General features: G+C 44.7%; 12 protein-coding genes and 1 pseudogene. All 13 read right to left on the minus strand.

Annotated features, from left to right (window positions below; all coding sequences use genetic code 11):
• Positions 1-56: 56 nt before the first annotated feature.
• A complete protein-coding gene (locus AACS90_RS08195) occupies positions 57-1,556 on the minus strand; it encodes a radical SAM protein (RefSeq protein ID WP_099120235.1) in 1,500 nt (499 codons plus the stop codon).
• Positions 1,556-2,845 carry a glycosyltransferase gene (locus AACS90_RS08200; protein ID WP_241538161.1) on the minus strand — a complete coding sequence of 430 codons (1,290 nt, stop codon included), beginning with the start codon at positions 2,843-2,845 and terminating at the stop codon, positions 1,556-1,558. The genes AACS90_RS08195 and AACS90_RS08200 overlap by 1 nt, the downstream gene beginning before the upstream one ends.
• 5 nt (positions 2,846-2,850) lie before the next feature.
• Complete coding sequence (locus tag AACS90_RS08205) at positions 2,851-4,227, minus strand: glycosyltransferase (RefSeq protein ID WP_099120236.1); 1,377 nt, start codon at positions 4,225-4,227, stop codon at positions 2,851-2,853.
• Positions 4,228-4,407: 180 nt separating this feature from the next.
• Entirely contained in the window at positions 4,408-5,703 is a 1,296-nt protein-coding gene (locus AACS90_RS08210; RefSeq protein ID WP_099120237.1) for a polysaccharide deacetylase family protein, read from the minus strand.
• 90 nt (positions 5,704-5,793) lie between these two features.
• Positions 5,794-10,017, minus strand: coding sequence for a DNA-directed RNA polymerase subunit beta' (gene rpoC, locus AACS90_RS08215; protein ID WP_099120238.1), 4,224 nt, complete (start codon positions 10,015-10,017; stop codon positions 5,794-5,796).
• A gap of 145 nt (positions 10,018-10,162) precedes the next feature.
• Entirely contained in the window at positions 10,163-14,191 is a 4,029-nt protein-coding gene (gene rpoB, locus AACS90_RS08220) for a DNA-directed RNA polymerase subunit beta (RefSeq protein ID WP_099120239.1), read from the minus strand.
• A 414-nt stretch (positions 14,192-14,605) separates the two neighbouring features.
• On the minus strand, positions 14,606-14,971 hold the full coding sequence (gene rplL / locus AACS90_RS08225; protein ID WP_038237923.1) for a 50S ribosomal protein L7/L12: 366 nt from the start codon (positions 14,969-14,971) through the stop codon (positions 14,606-14,608).
• Between the two features lie 63 nt (positions 14,972-15,034).
• On the minus strand, positions 15,035-15,532 hold the full coding sequence (gene rplJ, locus AACS90_RS08230; RefSeq protein ID WP_099109249.1) for a 50S ribosomal protein L10: 498 nt from the start codon (positions 15,530-15,532) through the stop codon (positions 15,035-15,037).
• Positions 15,533-15,886: 354 nt separating this feature from the next.
• Positions 15,887-16,591: a 50S ribosomal protein L1 gene (gene rplA, locus AACS90_RS08235; RefSeq protein ID WP_099120240.1), complete on the minus strand. Its 705-nt coding sequence runs from the start codon at positions 16,589-16,591 to the stop codon at positions 15,887-15,889.
• Between the two features lie 3 nt (positions 16,592-16,594).
• The gene (rplK, locus tag AACS90_RS08240) at positions 16,595-17,023 is read right to left on the minus strand and encodes a 50S ribosomal protein L11 (RefSeq protein WP_010848553.1); all 429 of its coding nucleotides are present in this window, start codon (positions 17,021-17,023) and stop codon (positions 16,595-16,597) included.
• 227 nt (positions 17,024-17,250) lie between these two features.
• Positions 17,251-17,796: a transcription termination/antitermination protein NusG gene (gene nusG / locus AACS90_RS08245; protein WP_099109247.1), complete on the minus strand. Its 546-nt coding sequence runs from the start codon at positions 17,794-17,796 to the stop codon at positions 17,251-17,253.
• A 2-nt stretch (positions 17,797-17,798) separates the two neighbouring features.
• On the minus strand, positions 17,799-18,182 hold the full coding sequence (gene secE, locus AACS90_RS08250; RefSeq protein WP_099109246.1) for a preprotein translocase subunit SecE: 384 nt from the start codon (positions 18,180-18,182) through the stop codon (positions 17,799-17,801).
• 372 nt (positions 18,183-18,554) lie between these two features.
• Positions 18,555-18,754, minus strand: a pseudogene (gene tuf, locus AACS90_RS08255) (elongation factor Tu); the annotation flags it as partial.

The raw sequence follows: 18,754 nt of genomic DNA on the forward strand, positions 1-18,754 counted from the left end.
GCCACCCGTTTAGTAGGAAGAAAACGGATGGCTTTAATCATTATTACTCATCATATTTAGTCATTAAATTCTGTATTTACGATTGACTCAACCAGCACTTTACCACTACATGTGAGTTTAATTTTGTCATTGTCAAAGAATAGCAACTGACGCTTTGCCAAATCACATAATTTATTATAAATACGTTTGTTTTCTTTTATCGCATGACCAAATCTCTGCCGGTGAACATCATTATCTACCGGCTGGCAGGTCGATAACGCCATTTTAATAGCATTCGACTCCTGCCTTTCTGCTGACATACCCGTCACAGAAGCAACAGGCAAAATATGATTATTCACTGCTTCGCGATAACACTTGTAATCAGTGAGATTCACCATTTCAGCGGAACGGCATTTCGAACTGCCACCCAATCCAATAGCAACTTCCGGATGTTGTTTATCCTGATCAGTAATAATACCTTTCCACTTTTCTGGCTCTGTATCTTTGCGATAAAAATACATTGTCGGATGTTCAGAATAATGGCTATCAAATAAATTATCGATAACATTGCGCATCTGATACTGCTCACCGAGGCTCGGAAACATACCCGCAGAAAATTTACTGCCTTTATTGGCTCCGGTGTCAATACGGTTTGTTCCAGCAGATGTTGTTTCAACCGGTGTAATTTCAATTGGCATAATTTTCTTTTGCCACAATGCTTTTTTTTCCTCTGAGACCCCCGTCCGCGTCTCCATGAAATCTTTTATATGCAGCTTCGAACAGACAATATGAGACAACTCCAGTTCCAGCGCTTTTCTGATGTCATACTCAACATCTTCAACTCTCTGCTGTAATAAACCATAAATTAAATCTACGCTGGTCCACTCAATGCCGGCTTCTCGAGCATTCTTTATCACCTCGAAACACTCCCCAGAAGAGTGCTTCCTGCCAGAAGAATAAATAATGTCATCGTTGAAAGACTGAGCACCAAAAGACAGTTTACTGAACCCTAGTTTGTGCAGGAAAGCCAGATAATGGCTGTCTAAAGTACCCGGCTCTCCTTCGAATCTTAGTGTTGCATGACTAAAGTTAAAGTGTTCCCGGTAAAACACCATTAACCGTTCCAATTCATCAAAAGGTAATAGTGATGGTGTCCCTCCGAAAATATTAAATTCACCGATTGGCACACTCGCCAGATTAGGCACTTTTCGCAGCCACATTCTGGCTTCCATGATATTGAGGTCGACGACTTCCTTAAATACCTGAGATGACTCTTCTCTGTGTGGCCTGACCACAATCTTAGGAAACTGACAAAAATGACAAATATATCGGCAGGTAGGTATATAGGCCCAGAGATGAATGGGATATCCGGTAGAAAGTTCACTATTCAATGCTTCAAGAAAGCGCTGATGCGGGTAATTTTCAATATCTCCGGGGAAAATATGACATCCGAATGGGTCACGATAAACATAAGAAAGAAGGGATTGATTACGCTGATCAGAAAGTACATCAATAATATCGGGCCGTGGATATTTTTCGTCTATTTTATTCAGTGAATATAGTGCTTGTTCTATCATCAGAAAACCCCTCCATTAGCAAAATAGTTATGGGCTGTTCCGGATTCCCTGTCCTCACAGAAGTAGTAAACATAATTGATAAATTTATCTGGCTGCTGCTTCAAAATAGCGTCAAGACAAGGCGGTAACTCCGGCGGATAGCCTATACTTTGATCCACATGTTTACGCAGGCTGGCGAATATTTGCTGTCTGAATTCGAAATAAAGCCGGTAGGATGGCGTTTTATAAGCGTGTATCGGTTTAAAGTCGATAATACGGGCGGTCGATTTTATTTCATGAATGCGTTCATACAGTTTCTGAGCCACCGGAGCCGTAAAAAAATCAATGATGGCGTCTTTCTGTAATAAATCAGGATTAAGCAATAAAGGTAATATAATATTTTTAGGCACGTAATCTTTGATGGAATAATCCCATGCCATTTTCCCCTCTTCTGGTGAGAGATCCCCATACGGTATATTTTCATCCGGTGGCCGGATATCTTTCATGGTGATAATGCCATCAGCCCCATAAGCCTTGCCGATGATCACTTCACCCAGCAAGTTATCGACCCGCCTACTATTAATCTCAACTCTGGAGTAATGCGCATAAGTTGGCTTACCACCATAAGCAATAACTTTAATACCGAAATCCCAGTCATCCGACAGATGTTGCACAAACGCGCCATCATGTAATTGGTAAAAAATTTCGATGCCCCCCACCTTATCGTATAAGTCCCTTTCAACAGCAAAACCTTTGCCATCAGGAAAGCCACCAAATAGAGAGAAAGAAAACTCACGACAAAGTAATGTCTTTCTTATCTGTTCATACAAAACAGGACGATGTAAAAACTTTTCGGGATCATAGAAATAATTACACGTCCCCAAATCAGCCTTATCCATCATCATTTTTTTTATGAGTTGATAAACCCATTGATTATCAACCGTACAATCTGCATCAGCAGACAGAATATAAAAGCGTTGCACCAGCTGATATTTCTTATCCCGCTCTTTACTCCTCTGACTGGCAAAATCCATTCCACATTTTCTGGCGGAAGAAACACCCTGCTGTTTTTCTTCTATAACATACAGATTCAATAACGGATTAGCTTCTCTAAATTTTTTAATAACGTTCAGGGAGTTGTCTGTTGAGTTATTATCAACAATAACAACTTCATAAGCGTCCTTATTTAATTCCCCTGATTCATCATATTGGTTAAAAAGAGAAGTTAATACAATATTCAATCTTTTTTCTTCATTAAAGACAGGTAACACAACAGAAATAACGACATCTTTTTTCATCACTTCATTCATCACATTCACCTTTTATCTGAAAAGAAAATGTCATCCAGAATACGATGAGACAATAGCTCTCTCCCTAATTTGTAATTATGCTCCGCATATCTTTTCATATTTACTGGATCTTTGAGCAATGCATAAACTTCATTAATAAACGCTTTATCCGGTACTCCATCATTTTCTTTGCTGATATTCATCACTGGAGAAAGGAAACCTTTATTACCATACACCTCATCATAATATTCATAGCTGGTCGTGATATAACATTTACTTTGACAGATGGCTTCCCCGATAGGATTCCCGTAGCTATCATAATCATATGAAGTCAAGAATGATATTAAATCTGCTGAATGTATCAGATCCTCAACTGTAAATTCGGATGTATTATGATAAAAATCATGGCATAAGCTACCGACAAATATAACATAATCTTCTACATCATAATTTTTCACCATCTCCCTTAACTGATGATAATGACATACATCTTCATTAGTGTTACCCGCCACAAGTAAATATATTTTTATATCGTCCTGACTGAATAGTCTGTTAAGCTCTTTAATCAGGATAATATCTCTGTCTAATCTCTTCTGTGGAATAATTCTGGTGATTCTGGATATAACCACATCATTTTTTCTGATACCAAATCGATGCCTGATATTTTTCCTGGAAGTCAGGCGCTCAAAGTTATAATTATTTGGTAGGACATTGATATCTAAATCATATCCACACCATTCTAATAAGTGTGCTTTTGAAGTCTGGTTTAAAGTAAAGTATTTTATATACGGTGAGTCAACCGGTTTTATCGCAAATTCGTAAGGTGGTGAGCCATACTTTTCAGCGGATGTCTCACTATTCCACATCAAATCATGATCACGCCAAAGAACAAATTTATCAAGATCAAATTGTTGCCCATATTTATCGATAGCTTTATACAAGGCTTTGGTATAAACGATATTTTCTGGAATAGTTCCATTTTCTACAATGAGATAACCAATGCGATTCTTCAGCCAGAAGGCCAGGATTGAATCCGAAAGCGTATCAGAAACTTCTTCAACCCTTTCTTTTAAGTTTCTTAATTCACTCTCTTCAACCGCCTTATTATTTCTTATCATGGCATCAAAAACATCAGTAAGAAAATTGATATTATAATCAGGAATATCAAAAATATTTGCAACTCTGACCAGCTCTAATAACTCACCAAATAATGAGCATTCATCTTTATATTCTTTATTGAAATTTCCTTTATCAATTTTTATATCATAACCTAAATCCATGAAAATTCTTTTCTTATTGTTTTTCAAAAAACCTGCAAGTTTAATTGATTCAACAACAATTCCGGACATCGGAACGCCATCAAAAGAGATTATTAACACATTATAATCATCTTGAATATTCACGCTCACCTCCACATAATTTAATAATTAAATGGAAACAATCATATATAATATTTTCAAGCTAAACTGACAGGGTATTATTTCATGAAAACATGATCAAAAATAGCGAACTATGATATTTATAATAAAATCCCATTAATACAGAGAGTTCTATACACTTACCTTAAAATCAATCTAAATATATCATTTTTTGCTATTTATCTTAGAAAAAGGAATATCTCTTGGTTTATTGGCTATCATTTTTGCCATTTTTTCAATGGAATCTGTCCGCAATATATATAGCCGCTTCAAAGAAAAGGGATTGTCTCCCAATTTAACTTTTCCCTGCACAGTAGTAACTGCTAAATGAAAACCTGCATTTCTAGCCGCTTTCATCGCTGACATATTATATCCGCCAAAAGGGTAGGAAAGATAAATTACATGGGGGTTAAATTGTGATAATGCCCGGCGGGAGCGTTCAAAGTCATACAGAATATTCCGGTATGAACGCTTGAATAATATGGGTTTCTTATTTTTACCTAATCGATGCAAGAAATGAGTATGGGATTGAAAATCAAAAACATGCTGCATAGATAACAATTCATTAAGACTCAAAAATTGTAGGTTATTGGGATTCCATTTCTGAGGATGGCGTTTGATTCGGGATGAGATGATAAAAAGTGTCGCCTTTTGTTCATTTTTTTTCAGTATTGGGTAAGCATAACGATACACTGACTTCAATCCATCATCAAAAGTCAAAGCAACAACTTTCGCCGGCAGGTTAATTGCACCTTTTAAGTATCCCTCCAACTCATAGAGTGAAATCGTAGTGTAACCAGCCTGTTTTAAGTAATCCATTTGATTACGGAAGGCGTTCAAAGAGGTGGTTGTTGATGTATGCAGAAAACGCTTATTCTCTTTCTCCTCAAGGATATGATGGTATGTCAGCACAGGTATGCCATTATCCTGTTCAGCATCCTGAGCACGAATATAGCCCAGCCGTCCTCCCAGATTAATTTCATACCAAATATTATGCTTAATATCCTGTACCTTATCCTGAATTGGATAGCGGAGATCTGCCGCCAGTACTGCCATTGGCTTACTATCGGCTTTCAGCGTGCTGTAAACCTTCGTTGCCTGAAAGGTAGCTAAACCCTGAGCGATTTTATTATTGAGAATGGGGAAAGGATCACTGGGGAATGAGGCTTTTTTTATTTCTTTTAAATGGTTTTTAGCAATGTAACCTTTCCCATTACCAAACCTAAATACGTAATAATCGCTGTCTTCTCCTTCATCCTGCGCTACTTTCAGGCTCTGCCCGTCCCTGAAAATGCCAACCTGAATCACATGTTCTCCAACCAAGGCATAAATTTCGCTGTCTCTGATGACCTCCATATAATGATAGCTTCCCCCATCAGGCTGATACGCTGCGACCTGATTGGCGAAAAAGAATAACGACAGCAAGAAAATCATGGCAGCAACATTAACGATTTGTCTCATTCTGTTTTCCACCCAAAATAAAAATGCCCTCTACCAGAGAGGGCATTTTATGATTAGTGATACGAATTATGTATCCTACTCATCATGGTGTTACTCGTTAGAGCTGCTACCGAAACCTGCATTCAACAATTCAGCAAGGTTTGCAGTGGCTTCGTCGACAGTCACTTGTGGTGCTTCAACCACTTCGTTTTCGTGACGACGGCGCATACGATCCTGATGGTAAGCATAACCTGTACCCGCAGGGATCAGACGACCCACAATGACGTTCTCTTTCAGGCCACGCAATTCATCACGTTTACCTGCAACAGCTGCTTCAGTCAGTACGCGGGTTGTTTCCTGGAACGACGCCGCAGAGATGAAGGATTCTGTTGCCAGTGATGCTTTGGTAATACCCAGCAGATCACGGTGGAAGGTCGCAGGGACTTTGCCATCTTGATCCAGTTTACGGTTAGCAACTTTAACGCGTGCGTATTCAACCTGCTCGCCTTCAAGGAATTCAGAGCTTCCCGCGCTTGCAATGGTCACTTTACGCAGCATCTGACGAACGATAACTTCAATGTGTTTATCGTTAATCTTAACGCCTTGCAGACGGTAAACTTCCTGAACTTCGTTAGTGATGTAACGAGCAACGGCATGAACGCCACGCAGACGCAGAATGTCGTGTGGAGATTCTGGACCATCGGAGATCACGTCACCACGTTCAACAACCTCACCTTCGAATACGTTGAGCTGACGCCATTTAGGGATCATCTCTTCGTAAGCATCACTACCATCCAGTGGGCTGATTACCAGACGACGTTTACCTTTAGTTTCTTTACCGAAGGAAACGATACCGCTGATTTCTGCCAGGATAGCAGGCTCTTTCGGACGACGTGCTTCGAACAGGTCTGCAACGCGTGGCAGACCACCGGTGATATCTTTAGTACCGCCAGATTCCTGAGGAATACGAGCCAGCGTGTCACCCGCAGAGATAGTTATGCCATCTTCCAGCTGAACAATCGCTTTACCCGGCAGGAAGTACTGAGCAGGCATATCTGTACCCGGGATCAGAACGTCGTTACCCTGAGCATCAACGATTTTCAGTGCCGGACGCAGGTCTTTACCGCTACCGGTACGCTCTGCACTGTCCAGAACCACCAGTGATGAAAGGCCGGTCAGTTCGTCCGTCTGACGGGTAATGGTCTGGCCATCTACCATGTCAGAGAACTGGATGATACCGGACACTTCACTCACGACTGGCATGGTGTGTGGATCCCAGTTAGCAACGGTTTCGCCGCCGGCAACTTTCTCGCCATCACCTTTTGACAATACGGAGCCGTAAGGCACTTTATAGCTTTCTTTAGTACGGCCGAAATCGTCAATCAGGCGCAATTCGGTATTACGGGAAGTAATAACCAGTTTGCCCGCTGAGTTGGTAACGAATTTCGCGTTGGTCAGTTTCAATTGACCTTTGTTACGTACCTGAATGCTGGATTCTGCTGCCGCACGAGATGCCGCACCACCGATGTGGAACGTACGCATCGTCAGCTGTGTACCCGGCTCACCGATTGACTGTGCCGCGATAACACCAACTGCTTCACCTTTGTTGATGATATGACCACGAGCAAGGTCACGTCCGTAACAGTTCGCACAGACACCGAAGTCAGTTTCACAACTAACTACAGAACGTACTTTCACGCTATCAACGGAGTTTTCTTCTAACAGATCACACCATTTTTCGTTCAGCAGAGTGTTACGTGGAACCAGAATGTCCGCAGAACCTGGTTTCAGAACGTCTTCAGCAGTCACACGACCCAGTACACGCTCACGCAGAGGTTCTTTAACGTCACCACCTTCGATAACCGGAGTCATCATGATGCCATTATGCGTACCACAGTCATCTTCAGTAACAACCAGATCCTGAGCAACGTCAACCAGACGACGAGTCAGATAACCGGAGTTCGCAGTTTTCAGTGCGGTATCCGCAAGACCTTTACGAGCACCGTGGGTTGAGATGAAGTACTGAAGTACGTTCAGACCTTCACGGAAGTTCGCGGTGATTGGAGTTTCGATGATGGAGCCATCTGGCGTTGCCATCAGACCACGCATACCCGCCAACTGACGAATCTGAGCAGCAGAACCACGAGCACCGGAGTCGGCCATCATAAAGATGTTGTTGAAGGAAACCTGTTGTTCTTCTTCGCCTTTGCTGTTAATCACAGTCTCAGAAGAGAGGTTTTCCATCATCGCTTTAGCGACACGTTCGTTCGCCGCCGCCCAGATATCGATAACTTTGTTATAGCGTTCGCCCGCAGTTACCAGACCTGACTGGAACTGTTCCTGAATTTCAGCAACTTCAGCTTCTGCTTCCGCGATGATGCCTTCTTTCTTCTCAGGAATAACCATGTCGTCAATACCTACGGATACCCCTGAACGGGCAGCGTAAGCAAAACCGGTGTACATGGTCTGGTCAGCTAAGATAACGGTTGGTTTCAGGCCCAGCACACGGTAACAGGTATTCAGCATCTTAGAGATCGCTTTTTTACCCAGTGGCTGGTTAATCAGTGAGTATGGCAGACCACGCGGTACAATCATCCACAGGATGGCACGACCGATAGTGGTATCAACCAGACCTGTATTAACCGTAACGTTGCCTTCGCCATCTCTCACTTCTTCAGTGATACGAACTTTGACACGGGCATGCAGAGAAGCCAGACCTGCGCGGTATACGCGTTCTGCTTCTTTAGGACCGGTCAGAACCATGCCTTCGCCTTTCGCGTTAACACAGTCACGGGTCATGTAGTACAGACCCAATACAACGTCCTGAGATGGAACGATGATTGGTTCACCGCTCGCCGGAGACAGGATGTTGTTGGTAGACATCATCAGCGCACGCGCTTCCAACTGGGCTTCCAGTGTCAACGGTACGTGAACAGCCATCTGGTCACCATCGAAGTCGGCGTTATAAGCCGCACACACCAATGGGTGCAACTGAATCGCTTTACCTTCGATCAGAACCGGTTCAAACGCCTGAATACCCAGACGGTGAAGGGTTGGTGCACGGTTCAGCAGAACCGGGTGCTCACGGATAACCTCATCAAGGATATCCCATACAACCGCTTCTTCGCGTTCAACCATTTTCTTGGCTGCTTTGATGGTAGTCGCCAGACCACGCAGTTCCAGTTTGCCGTAGATGAATGGTTTGAACAGCTCCAGTGCCATCTTCTTAGGAAGACCACACTGATGCAGGCGCAGGTATGGACCTACGGTAATTACAGAACGGCCTGAGTAGTCAACACGTTTACCCAACAGGTTCTGACGGAAACGACCCTGTTTACCCTTGATCATATCAGCCAGGGATTTCAGAGGACGCTTGTTAGAACCCGTGATTGCGCGACCACGACGACCGTTGTCCAGCAATGCATCAACCGCTTCCTGCAACATACGTTTTTCGTTACGTACGATGATGTCTGGCGCAGCCAGATCCAGCAGGCGTTTCAGACGGTTGTTACGGTTGATAACGCGACGATACAGATCGTTCAGGTCAGACGTTGCGAAACGGCCGCCATCCAGAGGAACCAATGGACGCAGATCCGGTGGCAGAACTGGCAGAACAGTCAGAACCATCCACTCTGGTTTGTTACCAGACTGAATGAAAGCTTCCAGCAGCTTGATGCGCTTGGTCAGTTTCTTACGCTTGGTTTCAGAGTTGGTTTCGTTCAGCTCTTCACGCAGAGTTTCACATTCGTTTTCCAGATCGATGTTTTTCAACAAAGACTGGATCGCTTCTGCGCCCATTTTTGCGTCGAACTCATCACCGAACTCTTCCAGTGCATCCAGATACTGCTCTTCAGTCAGGATCTGACTGCGCTCAAGACTGGTCATGCCGCCTTCTACAACCACATAGGATTCGAAGTACAGTACGCGTTCGATGTCGCGCAGTGGCATATCCAGCAGCAAGCCGATACGGGATGGCAGTGATTTCAGGAACCAGATGTGAGCAGTCGGAGATGCCAGTTCAATGTGACCCATACGTTCACGGCGAACTTTAGTCTGGGTGACTTCAACACCACACTTCTCACAAATCACACCACGGTGTTTTAAGCGCTTGTATTTACCACACAAGCATTCGTAATCTTTTACCGGCCCGAAAATACGCGCACAGAAAAGACCGTCACGCTCAGGTTTGAACGTACGGTAGTTAATGGTTTCCGGCTTTTTTACTTCCCCGAATGACCACGAACGGATCATATCTGGAGAGGCCAGAGCAATTTTGATCGCATCAAACTCTTCGGTCTTGGTTTGCGCTTTCAGAAACTTCAATAAGTCTTTCACGAAATGGCTCCTGTCGGAGTTAGACCTGTTAGGTGAGTGGCCCATGCCACTCCCCCCTTGTAACCAGTGTAACCACTGGCTGGCAGACTGCCCAATCCTATGTTATTTCAACATAAGGCGGGCAGTGCCAGCGGAAAACGATTTATTATTCGTCTTCCAGCTCGATGTTGATACCCAAGGAACGGATCTCTTTCAGCAATACGTTGAAAGACTCCGGCATACCTGGTTCCATCTGGTGGTTACCGTCCACGATGTTTTTATACATCTTGGTACGACCGTTAACATCATCAGACTTAACGGTAAGCATTTCTTGCAGAGTATAGGCAGCACCGTATGCTTCCAGTGCCCACACTTCCATCTCCCCGAAACGCTGACCACCGAACTGCGCTTTACCACCCAGCGGCTGCTGAGTAACCAAGCTGTAAGAACCGGTAGAACGGGCGTGCATCTTGTCATCAACCAAGTGGTTCAATTTCAGCATGTACATGTAACCAACGGTTACCTGACGCTCGAATTGCTCACCAGTACGGCCGTCAAACAGTGTGATCTGACCGGAAGTCGGCAGGCCACCCAGTTTCAACAGCTCTTTGATTTCAGTCTCTTTCGCACCGTCGAAGACTGGCGTTGCGATTGGCATACCTTTTTTCAGGTTTTCAGCCAGACGCATGACTTCGTCGTCAGTGAAAGTATTCAAATCAACTTTCTGACGGGTGTCATCACCCAGATCATAAGCTTTCTGGATAAATTCACGCAGTTTGGCAACTTCCTGCTGCTGTTTCAGCATTGCATTGATCTTGTCACCAATGCCCTTCGCCGCCATACCCAGGTGAGTTTCCAGAATCTGACCGATGTTCATACGTGATGGTACGCCCAGCGGGTTCAGTACGATGTCAACAGGAGTACCATTTTCATCGTAAGGCATGTCTTCGATTGGGTTGATCTTAGAGATTACACCCTTGTTACCGTGACGACCTGCCATCTTATCACCAGGCTGGATCTGACGTTTCACTGCCAGATAAACCTTAACGATTTTCAGTACGCCAGGTGCTAAATCATCACCCTGAGTGATCTTACGACGTTTAGCATCCAGTTTTTTCTCGAACTCAGCTTTCAGTTCGTCATACTGTTCTGCCAACTGTTCCAACTGATTCTGTTTATCTTCATCAGCCAGACCCAGTTCTAACCAGCGCTCACGTGGCAGCTTGTCTAATTTTTCCGCTTCAATTCCACCGGAAACCAGTGCAGAACGAATACGGGCAAACAGACCAGCTTCGAAAATACGCAGTTCTTCAGTCAGGTCTTTCTTCGCCTGACGCAGCTGCATTTCTTCGATTTCCAGAGCACGCTTGTCTTTTTCTACGCCATCACGGGTAAAGACCTGTACGTCGATAACAGTACCGGAAACACCGTTTGGTACACGCAGTGATGAATCTTTAACATCAGACGCTTTTTCACCAAAGATTGCACGCAACAGTTTTTCTTCTGGCGTTAACTGAGTTTCACCTTTTGGTGTCACTTTACCGACCAGAATGTCGCCACCTTTCACTTCCGCACCGATATAAACGATACCGGATTCGTCCAGTTTAGACAGAGCTGCTTCACCCACGTTAGGGATGTCAGCAGTGATCTCTTCAGGCCCCAGTTTAGTATCACGGGATACACAAGCCAGTTCCTGAATGTGAATAGTAGTGAAACGGTCTTCCTGAACAACACGTTCAGATACGAGGATGGAGTCCTCGAAGTTATAACCATTCCATGGCATGAACGCCACGCGCATGTTCTGACCCAGTGCCAGCTCACCCAAATCGGTGGATGGACCATCAGCCAGAACGTCACCACGTTCTACCATCTCGCCCAGAGACACACATGGCATCTGGTTGATACAGGTATTCTGGTTAGAACGGGTGTACTTGGTCAGGTTATAGATATCAATGCCCGCTTCACCAGCGTACATTTCATCTTCATTAACCTTAATCACGATACGGGATGCGTCAACGTACTGAACCACACCGCCACGTTTAGCAACGGAGGTTACACCGGAGTCAACTGCTACCGCACGCTCCATACCTGTTCCGACCAGCGGCTTGTCTGCACGCAGAGTTGGAACCGCCTGACGTTGCATGTTCGCACCCATCAATGCACGGTTGGCGTCATCGTGTTCAAGGAATGGGATCAGGGAAGCACCGACGGACACGATCTGTTGTGTCGAAACGTCCATGTACTGAACCTGATCACGGCTGAACAAGCTGGATTCGTCATAATGACGGCAAGTTACCAGTTCTTCGATGAAGTGGCCTTCTTCGTCCAGTGCGGAGTTAGCCTGCGCAATGACGTAGTTACCTTCTTCAATCGCTGACAGGTAATGAATCTCATCTGTTACCACGCCGTCACGTACTAAACGATAAGGGGTTTCAAGGAAACCATATTCGTTGGTACGAGCATAAACAGACAGGGAGTTAATCAGACCGATGTTTGGACCTTCAGGCGTTTCGATTGGACATACACGACCATAGTGAGTCGGGTGTACGTCTCGAACTTCAAAGCCTGCACGTTCACGGGTCAGACCGCCCGGGCCCAAAGCAGAAATACGACGTTTATGAGTGATTTCAGACAGTGGGTTGTTCTGGTCCATAAACTGAGACAGCTGGCTGGAACCAAAGAACTCTTTCACTGCTGCTGAAATTGGCTTGGCGTTGATCATATCCTGAGGCATCAGGGTATCCAGATCGCCCAGAGACAAGCGCTCTTTCACCGCACGCTCTACACGTACCAGACCTACACGGAACTGGTTTTCAGCCATTTCACCAACGGAGCGGATACGACGGTTGCCTAAGTGGTCGATATCATCCACTTCGCCTTTACCGTTACGGATATCGATAAGCTTCTTCATGACATCAATGATGTCAGCTTTGCTCAGGATACCGGAACCTTCAATCTCTTCACGATCCAGTGAACGGTTGAACTTCATACGGCCAACAGCAGACAGATCATAACGATCTTCAGAGAAGAACAGGTTCTCAAACAGATTTTCTGCTGCTTCACGTGTTGGTGGTTCACCCGGACGCATCATGCGGTAGATTTCAACCAATGCGCTCAAGCGGTCGTTGGTTGGGTCAATACGCAGAGTCTCGGAGATGTATGCACCGTGGTCCAAGTCGTTGGTGAACAGGGTCTCAATAGTTTTATGACCTGATTGGCTCAAACGTGCCAGCAGATCCAAAGAGAGTTCCATGTTCGCAGCACAGATGATTTCACCCGTGTTCTGATCGATGTAATCTCTTGCAACAACTTTACCCGCGATATATTCAACAGGCACCTCAATGCGGTCTACCTGATCTTTTTCTAACTGGCGGATATGACGTGCAGTGATACGACGGCCTTTTTCAACATACAGTTTGCCGTTCGCTTCAATATCAAATGAAGCTGTCTCACCACGCAGACGTTCTGGTACCAGAGTCATCTGCAATTTGTTGTCGCGAATTTCGAACGTGGTCTTGTCGAAGAACAGATTCAGAATGTCTTCGCTCGTGTAATCCATCGCGCGCAGAATAATCGAAGCCGGTAATTTACGACGGCGGTCGATACGCACAAACAGATTATCTTTAGGATCGAATTCGAAATCCAGCCATGAACCACGGTAAGGAATGATACGTGCATTATACAGTACCTTACCGGATGAATGGGTTTTACCCTTATCGCTGTCAAAGAAAACGCCTGGGCTACGATGTAACTGAGATACGATTACGCGCTCAGTACCGTTGATAACGAAAGTACCGTTATCAGTCATGAGTGGAATTTCACCCATGTAGACTTCTTGTTCTTTGATGTCTTTTACTGTGCCTTCAGGCGCTTCACGCTCATAAATCACCAGACGCAGTTTAACGCGCAGTGGAGCGGAATAAGTCACGCCACGTATCTGACACTCTTGAACATCAAAAACAGGTTCGCCAAGACGGTAGCTTACATATTGCAGCTCAGAACTGCCGCTGTAACTCTGAATTGGGAACACAGAACGGAAGGCCGCTTCCAGTCCATTCTGGCCTTCAGGATCTTGCTCGATAAACTTCTGGAACGAGTCAAGTTGGATAGAAAGAAGGTATGGTACATCCAAAACTTGTGGACGTTTACCAAAATCCTTACGAATACGTTTTTTCTCGGTATAGGAGTAAACCATAGGGTTCCTCAGCTCGCTGATAAGTGACCCACTCTGTCCGCCCTTAAGGACAGCACTCTGCAACACTATTTTTTCGAACAGAAAATAGAATATTTTCCGTAATACTCATTGCTATTACTCTTAAATCATTTCATTGCGTTACCTTACTACCGAGCTACCCGAGTGGATCGTAGCTGAGAACACAGTATATTAAGTCGTCAATAGGAAGGAGTATTTGGGTTGATTAGTAGCCAAACAGTGTGAAATGCTACTAACACCCTGCATGTGCTCTGCAAGGCAATCTTTTTGTAAAGTAATCCTTGTGAAACAAGCTCTTTACAAAACTACAAGCTGCCTTACAGCGCAAAAAGGCTGGCGATTAAAAAATCGCCAGCCGCCAGCCTTGAAAATCAGGCTGCGAACTTCAAACTGATCTTACTTGATCTCAACAGAAGCACCTGCTTCTTCCAGAGATTTTTTCAGAGCTTCAGCGTCGTCTTTGCTGATGCCTTCTTTCAGTGCTGCTGGTGCGCTTTCAACCAGGTCTTTAGCTTCTTTCAGACCCAGGCCAGTTGCGCCACGTACTGCTTTGATTACAGCAACTTTGTTAGCGCCAACGCCAGTCAGGATTACGTCGAATTCAGTTTTTTCTTCAACTGCTTCAGCAGCACCACCAACTACAGCAACAGCTGCAGCAGCAGAAACGCCGAATTTTTCTTCCATCATGCTGATCAGTTCAACAACGTCCATTACAGACATTTCTGCAACTGCGTCCAGAATTTGTTCTTTAGTGATAGACATAACAAGTGTTCCTAAAATTCAGAAATAATTTATACGTTAAAAAGCAACGAAGGAAATAAGCAATTAAGCAGCTTCTTTCTGATCGCGTAGCGCAGCCAGAGTGCGAACCAGTTTGCCTGCAGCGGCTTCTTTCATGGTTGACATCAGGCGTGCGATTGCTTCTTCGTAAGTTGGGAGTGTAGCCAGACGATCGATGTCCGAACCTGGGATAAACTCACCTTCAAAGGCTGCTGCTTTAATCTCGAATGCTGGGTTCGCTTTCGCGAAATCTTTGAACAGACGAGCAGCGGCGCCCGGATGTTCGTTAGAAAAAGCAATCAAGGTTGGACCAACAAACGCTTCTTTCAGGCACTCATACTCAGTACCTTCAACAGCACGACGCATCAGAGTGTTACGAACAACACGCATGTAAACGCCAGCTTCGCGACCTGCTTTACGCAGTTCAGTCATTTTATCTACAGTAACGCCGCGAGAATCCGCAACAACCGCAGACAGCGCGCCTTTGGCTACTTCGCTGACTTCAGCAACAATCGCTTGTTTGTCTTGAAGATTTAGTGCCATTAGCTTCTTGCTCCTGGATTAACCGGGCAAACCCGGGACTCACTTCACTCAGAACATGAAATATGCCTGAGCGCTGAAACACGGTGAGCAGAATCCAGAAATTAAATTTCATTTGGCTCTGTCACCGTCTACGCAGGATATTAAGTAAGTAATTTATCTACGTACTTACGCCTGCGGTCTTGGACGGGGCTTGGATTAGGCCAAGCTCCAACCGAAAACTGTGATTTGCCCTGAACAAATTTTATGCGCCAATTATTATAAATTGTTATAAATCTGTTCAGTCAAATTCGAAGCGTCAGATTTTAGACAAATCTGACGCCGAGGTAAAGCGTTATTCGCTTTCAGCCTAAATTATTAAGCTGTTACGGTGTTCAGACCAGACTGGTCAATCGCAACACCTGCGCCCATGGTAGTGGACAGGCTAACTTTCTTAACGTAAACGCCTTTAGCTGAAGATGGCTTCGCTTTTTTCAGCGCAACCAGCAGAGCTTCCAGGTTTTCTTTCAGTTTGTCAGCGTCAAAGTCAACTTTACCGATGGTGGTGTGGATGATACCGTTCTTGTCGTTACGGTAACGAACCTGACCCGCTTTAGCGTTTTGTACAGCTTCAGCAACGTTAGGAGTTACAGTACCAACTTTCGGGTTTGGCATCAGACCACGTGGGCCCAGAATTTGGCCCAATTGACCAACAACGCGCATTGCATCTGGAGATGCGATAACTACGTCGAAGTTCATTTCGCCTTTCTTAATCTGTTCAGCCAGATCTTCCATACCTACCAGTTCTGCGCCAGCAGCTTTAGCCGCTTCAGCGTTTGCGCCCTGGGTAAATACAGCAACACGTACTGAACGACCGGTACCGTGTGGCAGTACAGTCGCGCCACGAACGTTCTGGTCAGATTTACGAGCATCGATGCCAAGATTAACAGCTACGTCAACGCTTTCTACGAACTTAGCAGTAGCCAGTTCTTTCAGCAGAGCAACGGCTTCGTTGATGTCATACTGTTTAGTTGCATCAACTTTTTCACGAATAGTGCGCATGCGCTTAGTCAGTTTAGCCATTGATTAACCCTCCACTACCAGGCCCATGGAACGAGCAGTACCTTCGATTGAACGCATCATTGCGTCAACATCAGCACCAGTCATATCCGCAGCTTTAGTTTCAGCAATTTCACGAATCTGAGCGCTGGTTACTTTACCAACTTTCTCTTTGTTCGGTTTGCCGGAACCAGATTTAACGCCTGCTGCTTTTTTCAGCAGAACCGCCGCTGGTGGGGTTTTGGTAACGAAAGTGAAAGAACGGTCTGCATAAACAGTGATAACAACTGGAATTGGCAGGCCTTTTTCAATGCTTTCAGTTTTAGCATTGAACGCTTTACAGAATTCCATGATGTTCACACCCTGCTGACCCAGTGCTGGACCAACTGGTGGGCTTGGGTTAGCCATACCCGCTGCTACTTGCAGCTTAACGTAGGCTTGTACTTTCTTAGCCATCTATATTTCCTCTATATGGGTGTTATCGCCTCAGAAAAGAGGCTCCCCTAACGTTTCAGGCCCCGCCTAATATTAAATCAGGCAAAACCACAAAAAATTATGTCTGTCATCAGACTTAGTTGCCTATCCGGATAAGCTAAAATAGCATCCGAATAAAAACAAAAGGCGCGAAATTGTATGCTAATTTCACACCCTTTGCAAGCAAAACAGCTCAATTAAGCATCAGATTAAGCTTTCTCGACCTGACTGAAATCCAGCTCAACTGGCGTAGCACGACCAAAGATAGAAACCGAAACTTTCAGGCGGCTCTTCTCGTAATCGACTTCTTCTACAACACCATTGAAGTCTGCAAATGGGCCATCGCTGACGCGGACCATTTCGCCTGGTTCGAACAAAGTTTTTGGACGTGGTTTATCACCAACCTGCTGAAGACGATTCATAATAGCATCGACTTCTTTATCACTGATTGGTGCAGGACGGTCAGATGTACCGCCAATAAAACCCATTACGCGAGGTACACTGCGAACCAGATGCCATGTTGCATCGTTCATTACCATTTGTACCAAGACATAGCCCGGGAAGAATTTACGCTCGCTTTTACGACGCTGGCCACTGCGGATCTCAACAACTTCTTCTGTCGGCACCATAACTTCACCGAAAGAGTCTTCCATATCGTGTAATTTGATATGTTCACGCAGAGATTGGGCTACGCGACCTTCAAACCCAGAAAATGCCTGTATGACATACCAACGCTTTTTTGGGGATTCAGACATTCTTAAAACCTCAGGCCTGTAATAAATGAAACTAAACGCACCAGAATACCATCAAGCCCCCACAAAATCAGCGACATGACAGCCGTTACTGCGGCAACAATCAGTGTTGTATGCAGGGCTTCCTGGCGAGTTGGCCAAATGACTTTACGCATTTCGACGCGAGATTCGCGGGCAAATGCTAATGCAGCTTTACCTTTCGCAGTCAACAATGCAACTGCTCCTGCAAGGGCAACAATAGCAACAACGGCTATCGCGCGCAGGGGCAGGTTATACTCCCGGTAATAGTAATTACCCACAATAGCAACCACCAGCAGCACTGCTACCAATAGCCATTTTGCTATATCAAGACCACGCCCGCTTTCTTGAGCATTGCTATTCGCACTCATAAACCAACCTGTAACTATATGTAAGTAACTATGATGTAAATAGATAGCCAGCTTGCCTCGCAAGAGCAAAACAAATCAGACCGAACCCAAAAATAATTGTAATTGTATCTGACTCGGCGTCATAATTCAGCAGGACTTTTTGTATCTATTCGCCTGAAAGCGAACTTATTAAGAAGAGTTCTCTTAAAGCTGCTTGTCTGAAAACAGGCAGATACCAAAGCCTATCCGTTGTATCAGAGCCTATCTCACCAATAATTCAGTACAACTATTTGATGTACCCATCAACAACTATTGATGAGATAGGTTCTTCTTAAGACAACGTATAAAAAGGGCATCTATCGATGCCCTTCCAAAATGAACACATTAAAAAAATTATGCGATCACTTTAGCAACAACACCAGCACCAACAGTACGGCCGCCTTCACGGATTGCGAAACGCAGACCTTCGTCCATTGCGATTGGAGCAATCAGAGTAACTACCATGTTGATGTTGTCACCTGGCATTACCATCTCAACGCCTTCTGGCAGTTCGATAGTACCGGTTACGTCAGTTGTACGGAAGTAGAACTGTG

Origin of the sequence: Xenorhabdus sp. KK7.4, from assembly GCF_963876465.1 — a bacterium.
Taxonomy (GTDB): Bacteria; Pseudomonadota; Gammaproteobacteria; order Enterobacterales; family Enterobacteriaceae; genus Xenorhabdus; species Xenorhabdus stockiae.

Bases quoted from the DNA above. Each gene is read 5' to 3' on its own strand.
- AACS90_RS08195 (WP_099120235.1), bottom strand. From the start codon at position 1,556: ATGATAGAACAAGCACTATATTCACTGAATAAAATAGACGAAAAATAT.
- AACS90_RS08200 (WP_241538161.1), bottom strand. From the start codon at position 2,845: ATGAATGAAGTGATGAAAAAAGATGTCGTTATTTCTGTTGTGTTACCT.
- AACS90_RS08210 (WP_099120237.1), bottom strand. From the start codon at position 5,703: ATGAGACAAATCGTTAATGTTGCTGCCATGATTTTCTTGCTGTCGTTA.
- rpoB (WP_099120239.1), bottom strand. From the start codon at position 14,191: ATGGTTTACTCCTATACCGAGAAAAAACGTATTCGTAAGGATTTTGGT.
- rplL (WP_038237923.1), bottom strand. From the start codon at position 14,971: ATGTCTATCACTAAAGAACAAATTCTGGACGCAGTTGCAGAAATGTCT.
- rplJ (WP_099109249.1), bottom strand. From the start codon at position 15,532: ATGGCACTAAATCTTCAAGACAAACAAGCGATTGTTGCTGAAGTCAGC.
- rplA (WP_099120240.1), bottom strand. From the start codon at position 16,591: ATGGCTAAACTGACTAAGCGCATGCGCACTATTCGTGAAAAAGTTGAT.
- rplK (WP_010848553.1), bottom strand. From the start codon at position 17,023: ATGGCTAAGAAAGTACAAGCCTACGTTAAGCTGCAAGTAGCAGCGGGT.
- nusG (WP_099109247.1), bottom strand. From the start codon at position 17,796: ATGTCTGAATCCCCAAAAAAGCGTTGGTATGTCATACAGGCATTTTCT.
- secE (WP_099109246.1), bottom strand. From the start codon at position 18,182: ATGAGTGCGAATAGCAATGCTCAAGAAAGCGGGCGTGGTCTTGATATA.